This window comes from Rhodococcus sp. IEGM 1372 (assembly GCF_030056835.1).
Classification (GTDB): Bacteria; Actinomycetota; Actinomycetes; order Mycobacteriales; family Mycobacteriaceae; genus Rhodococcoides.
On sequence record NZ_JASHKS010000002.1, the window covers coordinates 353,090 to 365,933 of the forward strand.

The following is a 12,844-nucleotide window of genomic DNA, read 5'->3' on the forward strand; positions in this document are numbered from 1 at the left end:
TCACACCACGAACCCGAGCTTCTTGTCCACGACGTTGCGCAGGGGTTCGCCCTTAAAATGCCGAAGTGCGTTGTCCACGAACAACTCCGCGAGCCGCTGCTTCCACCCCAAGGCATCACCGCTCATGTGCGGGGTGACGATGACGTTCTCGGCCGTCCACAACGGGTGGTCGGCCGAGAGCGGCTCGGTGTCGAATACATCGAGTGCAGCCCCCGCGATGTGCCCGGTGGCAAGGTGTGCCAGCAGTGCATCGGTATCGAGCAACTCCCCACGGCCGACGTTGATCACCCGGGATCCGGGCGTCATCGCGGCCAACACCGCGTCGTCGACGAGTCCCCTCGTCTGTTCGGTGAGTGGCGCGACGAGCACCAGATAGTCGGCTCGTGCTGCCACGGCACCCAAATCGTCGCTGGCGTACACGGTTCCGAAGTCGCGATCACCCTCTCTCGCTGTTCGCCCCACGCCCGAGACCGACATCCCCACTGCAGTGAGCAGGGTGGCGATGGCCCGACCGATCGCTCCTGTTCCCACGATCATCGCGTGGGCACCGTCGATTCGTTCGGTCTCGCGGTGCTGCCAGACCTTCGATTGCTGCAGTGCGCGAGAACGTTCGGAGTCCTTGGCGAACGCCAGGATCTGGGCCAGCACGAACTCCGCGATCGGCCGATCGAACACGCCCCGCGAATTGGTCACGATCACACCGGAATCGACCAACTCGTCGAACATCAACGAGTCGACGCCTGCCGCGGCGATGTGTATCCATGTCAGCGAGCCGCAGCGGGGCCACGCGGATCGGACTGCGGGAGAGAAGAAGTCCCACAGCAGCAGCGCGTCGGCCCCGTCGACCGCATCACCGAGGGTGTCGGCGGTGGCGTACCGGACGTCGGCGACCTCCGCGACGGAGTCGAGACCGTCGGGAAGGTCGCCGGCGTGCAGAACGACGAGAACAGGTGCCACTACTTCTTCTTGTATCCGACGAGTTCGACGCCGGACGCGGCCACCTCGTCGTCGTTGTCGCCGGGGCACTGGGTTCCGCGCAACGAGCGGCCGGCGGTTTCCGGCATCAGCAGAATCGGCACGAAGGCGATGGCAGCCGCGATCATCATGTACCAACCCGGGACCAGGTTCGATCCGGTTCGGTCGATCAGGAACGTCAGGATCAGCGGAGCCGTACCGCCGAAGAGCGCCGTCGAGACGTTGTACCCGATGGCGAACGCTCCGTAACGCACCTGAGTCGGAAACAGTGCTGGCAGGGTCGACGACACACAGGAGCACATGATCACCAGCAACACTCCGAGACCGAGCAGGCCGACGCTCTGGCCGATCAGTCCGGTGTTGATGATCAGCAGGAACAGCGGAACGCTGAACACGAAGTACCCGATGCAGGCCGCCAGCAGCAACGGCTTTCGGCCCACTCGGTCGGACAGCGCACCGATGGGGTTGATGATCGCCATCATGATGATCATGATCGCCACGAGGGTGAAGTTGGACTGAGTCGTACTGTGCCCCAACGTGTCGCTGAGATACGAGGGCAAGAACGTCAGCACCGTGTAGTAGGCGATGTTGAGCAGCAGCACGAATCCCATCAGGATCAGGATCCGCTGCCAGTACGTCATCGTGGTCTTGAGCGAGGCCATGGCCCCACCTGCGCCTTCCTCGACCGTACCGCCGTCTTCCTTGGCCTCGGCGAACACGGGAGAATCCTCGAGCCGGGTACGCAACCACAGTGCGACGATGCCGAGCGGCAGAGTCACCAGGAACGGGATTCGCCAGCCCCACGCCTCCATCGTTTCGTCGCCGAGCGCGACGTTGAGCAGGGTGCACAGGGTGGCACCGCCCACGGTTCCTGCGAGGGTGCCGAATTCGAGGAACGATCCGAAGAATCCGCGGCGCTTGTCCGGCGCGTATTCGGCCATGAACACAGCTGCGCCGCCGTATTCACCACCGGTGGAGAAGCCCTGCACCAATCGGCAGACGAGCAGCAGCAGCGGTGCGGCGATGCCGATGGTGTCGAACGTCGGCAGCACGCCGATGGTCGCTGTTGCCAACGTCATCATCGAGACGGTCAGAACCAAGACCTTCTGGCGTCCGATGCGGTCTCCGAGTGGGCCGAGCACGATGCCGCCGATGGGGCGGATGATGAACGACGCGGCCAGCACGGCGAACGTGGAGAGCAGGCTCGCTCCCCCGTCCTCGGACGGGAAGAAGTTGGCGGCGATGTACACGGCAAGGTAGCCGTACACCGCGTAGTCGAACCACTCGACGGCGTTACCGAGCGCGGATCCGCCGATGGCGCGATGGAGAACCTTGGTCTCGTCCGGGCTCAGAGTGTCGGTGCTCGGGGGATATCCGGTCGGCGATGCTGCCGACCCTGATTTTTCGGTCACGGTCGAAATACCTCTCGCTTTTGTGGTCAAAGTGGAGCGTCGGTGTGGTACTTCGCAGCGTTCGACATTACGACGATGCGGAACATACGGTTCGGCCCACCCCCTCGTGCAACGCTAAAGCGCTGGTAGCGCAGCAATTCTGGTGGCGATCAACGCGTACGCCCTTGCGCTGTCGGTCAATTGCTGCACGGCGACGGACTCGTCCGGCCGATGTGCTTGGCTTTCGATCTCCCCCGGACCGAGCACGACGGTCTTGATACCCATCTGTTGTGCCACGAAACCACCATCGCACGATGCGGTCCAGATGTCAGTCGAACGTGCAGATCCGGTGTCGAGGACCGATTGCACTGCGGTGGTGACCAATCCATCGCTCACGCTGGTCAGAAAACCCGGCATCTCCATCGCGATTCCGATGCGGACGTCGATGTCGCGGCCGGTCACCCCGGCCGATTCGATGCGCGATCGCAGGTCGCCGACAACACCGGCAGCGCTCTCTCCCGGTACCAGACGGCGGTCGACGGTGAGCACGCAGCGATCGGCGACCATCGAGGTGCCGGTGCCTCCGGTTATCGTCCCCACATTCCACGTGGCCGGACCCAGATCGCGGTCGGGATTGGCATCCAACTCGGCCTGGGAGCCCTCGATGATCCCGATGATGCGCGCTGCCGCGGAAATTGCGTTGGCCCCGTTGCGTGGCTGCCCCGCATGCGCGGAACGGCCACGCACCTCGATCTCCAGATTTGCCGCCCCTCGGCATCCGACGATGGTGACCAGGTCCGTCGGCTCTGCCACCACGCAGCAGCTGTACTTCCGGTGCGGAAGCGCGGCGACGAATGCTCGGATACCGAGACCGGTGTCCTCCTCGTCGACCAGACACGCCAAGGTCATCGGATACTCGTCCGCGAGACCGGCACGGTGCACTGCCGTCATCGCCGCGACCACTGCGGCCAGGCCGCCTTTCATGTCGCAGGCCCCGCGGCCGAAGATTCGGCCGTCTCGAACGACTGCGGAGAACGGATCGGTGGTCCAGCCCGTACCCGCGGGAACCACGTCCGAGTGGCCGACGAACAGCACTCCCGGCCGCTCGTCGGATCCGATGGACACGATGACGTTGGGTCGCCCCGGAGCCACCTCGACGGTCCGCACGTCGAATCCCAGTGCGCGACAGTGCTCGGCGAGCACCTTCGCGGTCTTCTCCTCGGTGTCGCCGGGGTTCTCGCCGCCGGCGTCGATCAATGCCGTAGTCAGAGAGACGATCTCGTGCTCGTCGATCGAACGGAGAAGAGCGCCTTCGGAAGTCGAAACGGTCATCGGGTGGGATCGGAGGCGAGCAGGTGCTTCGACTTGTCCACCGCTGCCGCCAGCCGTCTGATTCCCTCGTCGATGCGTTCGGGCGTCGACGAGGCGAAGCACAGCCGCAGCGAATCGTGGAATTTCCCACCCACCGACAACGCCGGCCCGGGTATGTAGGCCACACCCTCTGCCAGCGCCGTCTCGAACAGGTCCTGCGTCGAGAAGTCGACGTCGTTGCCGCGCAACGTCGCCCAGAGAAAGAACCCACCCTCGGGATCCGTCGTGGACATCGACTCGCCGAAGTACTTGTCGATGCTGTTCTGCATCGCGACCTTGCGGGGCAGGTACACCGAGGCCAACGATCGAAGATGCTCGTCGAGCAGGCCGCGCCGGATGTACTCGGCCACCATCCGCTGACCGGGCAGGTTGGTGCACGTGTCCATGGCCTGCTTGGCGTTGACGATCAACTGCCGTGCCTCCGGTGCGGCGTCCACCCACCCCACGCGCAGGCCTGGGGCGATCATCTTGGAGAAGGTCCGCACAGAGAAGATCAACGGGTCGTTGGGACTGAGCGTGCCAAAACTGGGAATCGGATCACCCGAGAAGCGGAGCAGGCCGTACGGATCGTCGTCGAGAATCACCGATCCCCACCGGTGCGCCAGCTCGATCAGCAGCTGTCGGCGCTCGAGCGACAGGGTGACCCCGGACGGGTTCTGGAAGTTGGGGATCACGTAGATCATCTTCGGCACCCGACCAGCACGCTCGACGAGCTCCGGCAATGCCTCGACGATGAGGCCGTCACTGTCCATCGGGGCCTCGAGAATGTCGCCTCCGTAGCTGAGCACGGTGGCGGTTCCGTTGGTGTACGTGGGACTTTCGACGATCACCAGGTCGCCCGGATCGACGAACAGCTTGCACGCGATGTCGAGCCCCTGCATTCCGCCGGAGGTGATCACCACTCGCTCCTCGGACGTGGGTTCGCCGACCGAATCGAGGTACGAGAGCAACGCGTCGAGCAAGCCGGGATCGCCCTCGGTGGCACCGTAGTCGAACGCGTCGGCAGTCAGTACGCTGCCGGCGATCTCGGTGAACGCAGCGGCCGGAACGGTCTCGGCTGCAGGAGATCCCATGGCGAATCTGACGATGTCGTGCTTCTGTGCAGCGAGGAGCGATGTCGAGGAATCGATCACCGATCCCACCAGTTTGTCGGTCCGCAGGGCCCAGGGAATGGCAGGAGTGGAGCCTGCGGAACGACCGGTTGGGGCAGGAGTGGAGCCTGCGGAACGACCCTTCGTGGCAGGAGTGGAGCCTGCGGAACGACCCTTCGTTGATGCGGTCATGCTCACTCCTTCGTCAGTAGTTCTCGGGGGTATGCGGTGAAGGTTTCGAGGCCGGTTTCGGTGACGCGAACGGCCTCGGATACTTCGTATCCGTAGTCGTCCATCCACATTCCGCCGATGATGTGGAAGGTCATGTTCTCGGCGAGCACCGTCTCGTCGTCGGTTCGCAGGCTCACGGTGCGCTCACCCCAGTCGGGTGCGTAGGCGATGCCGATCGAGTAGCCGATGCGCGACGGTTTGTGCAGTCCGTGCTTGGCCAGGCTCGTGTTCCATACCTGGGCCAGTTCGGTCGCGGTGACGCCTGCCTGCACGGTCGCGAGCACGTCGTTCAGTGCTTCTCCGGTGGACTTGGCGAGGTAATCCATACGCGGACTCGGCTTTCCGAGCACGATCGTGCGGGCCATCGGGATGTGGTAGCGCCGAAACACTCCGGCCAGTTCGACGACGGTGGTCTCGCCGCGCACGAAGGGTTGATGCGACCAGGTCAGATGTGGGGTGTCGGCTCCGGCACCGGTGGGCAGCATCGGGACGATGGCCGGATGGTCGCCGCCGAACTCCTCGGTGCCGCGTACCTGTGCGTTCATGATGGCCGCGGCCGCGTCGCACTGCCGTTCACCGACCGAGATCGATTGGTACGCAGCCGACATCGCCGATTCGCAGACTTTCGCGGCGCCGCGCATCAGGGCGATCTCCGCGGGCGATTTGACCACGCGCACCCAGTTGATGAGCTCGTAGGAGTCGGTGAAGCGATATTCGGGCAGCGACTTCACCAGTGCCTCGAAAGCCTTGGGACTGAAGTAGTACGAGTCCATCTCCAGCCCCACCTGGCCGTGCTCGAAGTTGTTCACCAACCCCAGTTCGCGCAGTTTCGCGGCAACCCAGACGAACGGGTGCGTGTCCTTGCGCTGCACGAACGTTTCGGGATAGCCGAACGTCCGATCCTGCGGCAGCCACGACGTGCGGAACGCGCCGTTGGCGTCCATCTCGCGGGCGAAGAAGTACATCTCTCCCTCGAGGGGCACGTACAGCATCTGCGGGGTGTAGAACGAGAGCGCGTTGTATCCGAGCAGGTAGTAGAGGTTCGCGGGATCGGTGACGATGAGCGCGGTGAGGTTCTGCGCTGCCATCCGCTCGCGGACGGCAGCGAGCCGGAAGGCGTACTCCTCGTCGGTGAACGTGATCGGCGTGCTGTTCGGAACATCGGGGTACCGAGCGAGGCCGGGGGCGGCCCGTCCTGTGGTCTCGTCGGGTCCGAGTGCGGTGACGTAGGCGGCGTCGGGTGTGTCGTTCACGGGCACCCCCTTCAGTGAGGTCGGTTTAGTAGATTGTTGACAATCAGGCTAGGCGCTGGCGTGAGAGGTTCGCAAGACTTCGGATGTAAATGCTGTGTTGCCGAACCGGCGACTATCCAGGAGTGGCCAGTGCCGAGTGTTCGGCCTGCTCTTCGACCATGGCACGGGTCAGGTCGTGGATGGCGGTGTCCATGTGCTCGTGCACGCCCTTTTCCAGTGCGTCCCAATCCGATCCGAGCAACAGGTCGACGATCAGCTGGTGTTCCTCCACCAACGCCTCGGGCCGGTAGTACGCAGTTTCGAGGTTGGCCATGCAGATACGTGCCTCCGCAGCGAGCGTGGCGTACATGCGCGACATTCGGCTGTTGCGCGTCGCCGCAACCAGTGCGGTGTGAAACGCCAGATCCCGTTCGGCAAGACCTCGCCAATCCGCCCGATCGATGAACGGCTGCATCTGCATCACGATGGCCGAGAGCTCGTCGGCAGCCGACACCAGGCGCGCACGATCCCCGTGCACCAGAGTCCACGCGGCACCGACCTCGATGGCCGCGCGGGATTCGTAGATCTCGGTGACATCCTCACTGCTCAGCTCGACGACGAACACGCCGCGATTTCGGTAGCTGACGAGCAGCCCCTCCTGATTGAGGCGCTGCAGCGCCTCCCGCACCGGCCCCCGCGAGATCTCGAGTTCCGCGGCGACGTTGGCCTCGTTGATCTGCTCCCCGGGGGCGTAGGACCCGTCGATGATGCGGTCGCGAATCTGGTCGGCAATGACCATCGACGTGTTGCGTGCGTCGATGGGCGTCAATCGTCTCGAACTGGGCATGATCGAAAACCTCTCTCAGCCTCGGGGAATGGCGAAGTATTTGTACTCCAGAAACTCGTCTATTCCGACTTTTCCGCCCTCGCGGCCGAGTCCGGACTGTTTGACGCCACCGAACGGCGCAGCCGGATTGGACACCAGACCCGTGTTGAGGCCGACCATTCCCACCTCGAGGCGCTCCCCCATTCGCAGAGCCCGGTCGATGTCCTGGGTGAAGACGTATCCGACGAGTCCCCATTCGGTGTCGTTCGCGAGGGCGATCACTTCGTCCTCGGTGTCGAACGGGACGATTGCAGCCACCGGTCCGAAGATTTCCTGGGACATCAGATCCGACGTCGCATCGACGTCGGTGAGGACCGTCGGCGGGTAGAAGTAGCCGGGTCCGTCCGGGGCCGTTCCCCCGACGATCGCACGTGCGCCACGCCGAAGTGCGTCGTCGACGAGTGTCTGTACCTTGGCGCGGCCCGCCTCGTCGATCAGCGGACCCACCTCGGTTCCGTGCGCACTACCGGCCCCCACCGACAGCGCACCCATGCGCTCGGCGAGCTTGTCCGCGAACTGCGCTGTGACACTGCGGTGTACGAAGAACCGGTTGGCGGCGGTGCACGCCTCACCCATGTTGCGCATCTTGGCGACCATCGCACCGTCCACGGCGCGGGCGAGGTCGGCGTCGTCCATGACGATGAAGGGTGCGTTGCCGCCGAGCTCCATCGAGGTGCGCATCACCGTCGACGCAGCTTGCTCGAGCAGAATCTTGCCCACCGCAGTCGATCCGGTGAAGCTGATCTTGCGGGCCGCACCGCTGCTCATCCACGAGCCCACCACGCCCGACGCGTCGGTGGTGGTCACGACGTTGACCACTCCCGCCGGAACACCCGCGTCGTGCAGAATTTCCGCCAGAGCCAGTGCGGTCAGCGGCGTCTGCTCGGCCGGCTTGAACACCACCGTGCATCCCGCAGCCAACGCCGGTCCGATCTTGCGAGTTCCCATGGCCAACGGGAAGTTCCACGGAGTGACGAGAATGCACGGACCCACCGGTGCCCGGGTGACCACGATGCGGTTCTTGCCGTCTCCGGTGAGGGTGTGATCGCCCGAGATGCGCACCGCTTCCTCGGAGAACCAGCGGAAGAACTCGGCACCGTACGCCACCTCACCGCGAGCGTCGGCCAGTGGCTTTCCCATTTCCGCGGTGATGATCTCGGCGAGCTCCTCTTGCCGCGCCATGATCGATTCGTATGCTCTGCGCAGGATTTCGCTGCGTGCCCGCGGCGCAGTCGCGGCCCAGTCGGCGGCGGCATCGACCGCTGCGGCCATGGCGTTCTCGGCATCGACGATGCCGCCGTCGGCGACCCTGGCGATGACCTCGCCGCTGGCGGGATCGACGACATCGAATCGGGCATCGGATGCCGCGGCAGTCCACGCGCCCCCGACGAACAGTTCGGTCGGAGCGGTGATCGTGGGACGTGTGAGGCTGGTCGAACTGGCGGTCATGGCCGCGGTCCTTTCGTCGAACGTGGATCGAGTACTTGCGCCAGGTGTACGGACGCATCGCTGGTCAGGTCACCGGTGAGTTGACGCACCTGCATGTGGCAAGAGAATCCGTCGGTCAGAATCGGGGTGTCGGGCTCGGCTGCGCGAACCGCCGGGGCGAGGGCCTGCTCGGCCACGGCCATGCTGAGCTCGTAGTGCCGAGACTCGAAGCCGAAGTTCCCTGCCACGCCGCAGCATCCGGTGGCCTCGCGCACCGCCTCGATACCGACGGCGGCCAACGCCGTGCGCTGGGTGGCGTTGCCGAACACCGCGTATTCGTGGCAATGGGTCTGCACCGTCACCGAATCGGGAACCTCGGCCGAGGGCACCCACCCGGCAGCGGCCTGGTCGATCACCGCGCCGGCGAAACTCTGCACCCGCGCCGCGACCCGTCTCGCGGCCGCGGTGGGAACCAGCTCCGGCATGTCCTTGCGGAACGCCGCAGCGCAGCTCGGTTCGGTGACGACGATGGGTCGGTCGGTGCCGTCGTCCAGTGCAGCAACGGCTTTCGTGAGGTGCTTGCGGGCGGCCTTCAGCTGGCCCGTCGAAATCCAGGTCAGGCCACAGCACACGTCGGTCCGGCATTCGGTGCTGCGGCCGGAATCCTCGAGCACGCGCTGCGCCGCGCCAGCGACCTCGGGCCGAAAACCCTGGGTGAACGTGTCGACGACCAACACCACGTCGGCGGCGCGGCCTCCGCCGATCCGTATTTCGTCAGCAAGTTCCTTCGCCGACGCGAAGCGCGGCAACGGCCGCTCGGTGGTCAGCCCACCGAGTCGAGCCGCCAGCGCCGCGATGCGCGGGGTGAGCAGACGGTTGAGCAGCGGTGCCGTTCGATGTGTCACCTTCAGCCAGCGAGGCAACCAGCCCAGCGAGTAGTGCGAGAGCGGCCGCAGTCGCCCCGCATAGTGGTGATCGAGGAACTCGGACTTGTACGTCGCCATGTCCACGCCGACCGGACAATCCGACGAACAGGCCTTGCAGGACAGGCACAGGTCGAGCGATTCGGCTACGTCCTTCGATGCCCATCCGTCGGCAACGGTCGGCGAACTGCGCACCATCTCCTGCAGCACTCGGGCCCGGCCGCGCGTCGAGTCCTTCTCGTCGCCGGTCGCCCGGAAACTGGGGCACATGACGCCTCCCGACGTCGTACGACACTTGCCGACGCCGACACACGACTGAGTGGCGTGCACGAACGGATCCAGATCTGCCCGCGTTCCGATCTGGTGCAGATCGAAGGTCGTCTTCCATTCCCGCTGCGGGATGCCCTGCAGCATGAGGTTGTCCATCATCGGTTCCGGATCGGTGATCGAACCCGGGTTCAGAATCCCGCGGGGATCCCAGATGCGCTTGAACCGCGCGAAGGCGTCGAGCATGCGCGGCGAGTACATCACCGGGAGCAGTTCCGACCGGGCCCTGCCGTCACCGTGCTCGCCCGACAGGCTGCCCCCGTGCTTGACCACCACCCGCGCGGCGGCGCGCAGGAAGTCGTACATCACCCGTCGCCCGGCGTCGGTGCGCTGATCGAACGTGATGCGTACGTGCATGCAGCCGGCACCGAAGTGTCCGTACATCACGCCGGTCAGATCGTGTTCGGCCAGAAGCGAGTTCAGGTCGGCGAGGTAGGCGGACAGGTTCTCGGGTGCGACGGCGGCGTCCTCCCAGCCACCCCAGGACTCGACTCCGCTGGCGAGTCGAGTCGCCAGACCTGCGCCGTCCTCACGTACTCGCCACAGCGCTGTTCGATCGGCCGGGTCGGTGACGATGCGGCCTTCCTTGACGCGGCCGAGACGACCGAGCGCCTCGAGCAGACGGGCCGCTTTGTCCTCGACCTCGGCCGTATCGGCCCCGTCGAGGTCGACGTAGAGCCACGCGTTTCCCGCAGGCAGACCGCGGATGGAATCCGGTCCGCGCCGGTACTCCATCGTCTGGGCGATGTTGTCGTCGATGCCCTCCACCGCGGCAGGCGAGAACTCGAGGATGGCCGTCACGTCGGCGGCAGCAGCCACCACGTTCTCGTATCCGAGGCAGAGCAACAACGCCGCAGGAGGCACGGGAACGACGGCGACGGTGACCGAAACGATCACCGCGCACGTGCCCTCGCTCCCGACGAGTGCACGAGCAACGTCGAATCCGTTCTCGGGCAGTAGATGCGAGAGGTGAAATCCGGACACCTGTCGCGGTATGCGGCCCAACTCGACTCTGAAGAGCGCGAGGTTGTCGGCCGCGAGGGACTGCAACTCGCGCGAGATACGTTCGGCTGCATCGGTTGCCGCCGCATCCTCCGAATGCACTGCCTCCACACCGCTACGGGTCACCCGAAGCAGGTGCCCGTCGGCGGTGACCACGTCCATGGCCACCGTGTGGTCGGCTGTTCGTCCGTAGCGCACCGAGTGATTGCCGCACGCGTCGTTGCCGACTGCCCCGCCCACCGTCGCGCGTGTCTTGCTGGACGGGTCGGGTGCGAAGGTGAACGTCCCCGAGGTGCGCGCCACCAGTTCACGCTGCAACTCCGAGATCACGATTCCCGGCTCCACCACCGCGGTCCGCGCGTCGGTGTCCACCGAGATCACGCGGTTCATGTGGCGGGAGAAGTCGATCACGATTCCGCGGCCGATCGCGTTGCCAGCCATGGACGTTCCGCCGCCGCGGCCGATCACTGCGACTCCCGCGGCCCCGCACAGCACCATCACGGAGGCGACCTCGTCGGCGCTACGGGGGAAGACCACAGCCGCAGGCGGAATTCGGTAGTTCGAGGCGTCGTAGGAGTACTCGGCGAGCCGTCGAGACGAATCGTCGATCTCGATACCCATCTCCAGCACTCGCTGCACGAGTGCCGGCACCGGGGACCGCACCGGAGCAGACGTCACAGCACGTTCTTCAGCGTGCGCGACAACGCGTCCAGGCCCTGCCGCATCTCGTCGTCGCTCACGATCAGCGCCGGGATGATCCGGACCACGTTGCCGAGCGCGCCGCAGGTCAGCAGCAACAACCCCTCGTCGATCGCACCCTGTTGCACGCGCAGGGCGGCCGCAGCATCGGGATTGCCTGCGCTGTCGACGAATTCGAGTGCCTGCATCAGGCCGAGTCCACGTGCATCACCGATGGCGGAGTGCTCGGACTTCAGTGCCAGCAGGCCGTCGAGCAGAACTCGGCCCTGCGCGGCAGCGTTGTCGACCAGACCTTCCTCACGCACGACGTCGAGCGTGGCGACACCCGCGGCAGCGGCGACGGCATTGCCGCCGTACGTGCCGCCCTGCGATCCGGGCCACGCCTTGCCCATCAACTCCGTCGATGCCGCGATGGCCGAGATCGGGAATCCACTGGCCAGACCTTTCGCGGTGATGACGATGTCGGGTGTGATGGTCGAATGCTGGTGGCCCCAGAACTTTCCGGTGCGCCCGACTCCTGCCTGGACCTCGTCGACGATGAGGACGATTCCGTGGGTGTCCGCCCGTTCGCGAAGTCCCTCGAGAAACTCGGGAGGCGTAGGTAGGTAACCGCCGTCACCGAGTACCGGTTCGATGATGAACGCAGCGGTATCCGCGGGGCTGGACATCGTCATCAGCAGGTAATCGAGTTCCTTGAGCGCGAAGGCGACCGCGGTGTCCATGTCCCAGCCGTACCGGAAGGCGTAGGGAAACGGTGCGATGTGCACTCCGCCCATGATCGGTGAAAATCCGGAACGGAACTTGGTGCCCGCGGTGGTCAACGACGCGGCCGCTACCGTGCGTCCGTGGAACCCCCCGTGAAAGGCGATGATGTTGGGCCGTCCGGTTGCCATGCGCGCCAACCGAATCGATGCCTCGACGGCCTCGGACCCGGAGTTCGCGTAGAACACGCTGTCCAGCCCCGCGGGCAACACCTCGCCGAGCTTGTCGGTCAGCGCCAGAAGCGGCTGATGCATGACGGTCGTGTACTGCGCGTGGATGATCTTGCCCACCTGCTCGCGCGCGGCCTCGACCACGCGGGGATGGCAGTGCCCGGTACTGGTGACGCCGATACCGGTGGTGAAGTCGAGGTACTTGCGCCCGTCCGTGCCGATGATCCAGCTGCCCTTTCCGTGATCGACGACGATCGGGGTCGCCTGCTTGAGTGCCGGGCTGAGGTGGGTGCGAGTCGACGCTGTCATGCGTGCCATCGTCACCCACCGAATTCAGATTGTCAACAATCTGCAAT

The 12,844-nt window shown here is 65.2% G+C and carries 9 protein-coding genes; all 9 read right to left on the reverse strand.

Features of this window, described 5'->3' with window-relative positions; translation table 11 throughout:
• On the reverse strand, nucleotides 1-957 hold the full coding sequence (locus QM590_RS04190) for a D-2-hydroxyacid dehydrogenase (RefSeq protein WP_269593786.1): 957 nt from the start codon (nucleotides 955-957) through the stop codon (nucleotides 1-3).
• On the reverse strand, nucleotides 957-2,387 hold the full coding sequence (locus QM590_RS04195; protein WP_231911481.1) for an MFS transporter: 1,431 nt from the start codon (nucleotides 2,385-2,387) through the stop codon (nucleotides 957-959). Before QM590_RS04195 ends, QM590_RS04190 begins: the two co-directional genes overlap by 1 nt.
• A gap of 114 nt (nucleotides 2,388-2,501) precedes the next feature.
• Nucleotides 2,502-3,698 (reverse strand): M20 family metallopeptidase, encoded by a 1,197-nt coding sequence (locus QM590_RS04200; protein WP_269593785.1) that lies wholly within the window; start codon nucleotides 3,696-3,698, stop codon nucleotides 2,502-2,504.
• Entirely contained in the window at nucleotides 3,695-5,020 is a 1,326-nt protein-coding gene (locus QM590_RS04205; protein ID WP_269593784.1) for an aminotransferase-like domain-containing protein, read from the reverse strand. The genes QM590_RS04200 and QM590_RS04205 overlap by 4 nt, the downstream gene beginning before the upstream one ends.
• 2 nt (nucleotides 5,021-5,022) lie before the next feature.
• Nucleotides 5,023-6,201, reverse strand: coding sequence for a M24 family metallopeptidase (locus QM590_RS04210; RefSeq protein WP_176460303.1), 1,179 nt, complete (start codon nucleotides 6,199-6,201; stop codon nucleotides 5,023-5,025).
• Nucleotides 6,202-6,424: 223 nt separating this feature from the next.
• On the reverse strand, nucleotides 6,425-7,138 hold the full coding sequence (locus QM590_RS04215) for a GntR family transcriptional regulator (protein WP_230596661.1): 714 nt from the start codon (nucleotides 7,136-7,138) through the stop codon (nucleotides 6,425-6,427).
• 15 nt (nucleotides 7,139-7,153) lie between these two features.
• Complete coding sequence (locus QM590_RS04220) at nucleotides 7,154-8,626, reverse strand: NAD-dependent succinate-semialdehyde dehydrogenase (protein ID WP_269593783.1); 1,473 nt, start codon at nucleotides 8,624-8,626, stop codon at nucleotides 7,154-7,156.
• On the reverse strand, nucleotides 8,623-11,478 hold the full coding sequence (locus tag QM590_RS04225; RefSeq protein WP_269593984.1) for an FAD-binding and (Fe-S)-binding domain-containing protein: 2,856 nt from the start codon (nucleotides 11,476-11,478) through the stop codon (nucleotides 8,623-8,625). The genes QM590_RS04220 and QM590_RS04225 overlap by 4 nt, the downstream gene beginning before the upstream one ends.
• 53 nt (nucleotides 11,479-11,531) lie before the next feature.
• Entirely contained in the window at nucleotides 11,532-12,797 is a 1,266-nt protein-coding gene (locus QM590_RS04230) for an aspartate aminotransferase family protein (RefSeq protein WP_068052448.1), read from the reverse strand.
• Between the last annotated feature and the right edge of the window lie 47 nt (nucleotides 12,798-12,844).

Coding starts and splice junctions, on each gene's coding strand:
- QM590_RS04200 (WP_269593785.1), bottom strand. CDS start 3,698: ATGACCGTTTCGACTTCCGAAGGCGCTCTTCTCCGTTCGATCGACGAG.
- QM590_RS04205 (WP_269593784.1), bottom strand. CDS start 5,020: ATGACCGCATCAACGAAGGGTCGTTCCGCAGGCTCCACTCCTGCCACG.
- QM590_RS04215 (WP_230596661.1), bottom strand. CDS start 7,138: ATGCCCAGTTCGAGACGATTGACGCCCATCGACGCACGCAACACGTCG.
- QM590_RS04220 (WP_269593783.1), bottom strand. CDS start 8,626: ATGACCGCCAGTTCGACCAGCCTCACACGTCCCACGATCACCGCTCCG.
- QM590_RS04225 (WP_269593984.1), bottom strand. CDS start 11,478: ATGGGTATCGAGATCGACGATTCGTCTCGACGGCTCGCCGAGTACTCC.
- QM590_RS04230 (WP_068052448.1), bottom strand. CDS start 12,797: ATGACAGCGTCGACTCGCACCCACCTCAGCCCGGCACTCAAGCAGGCG.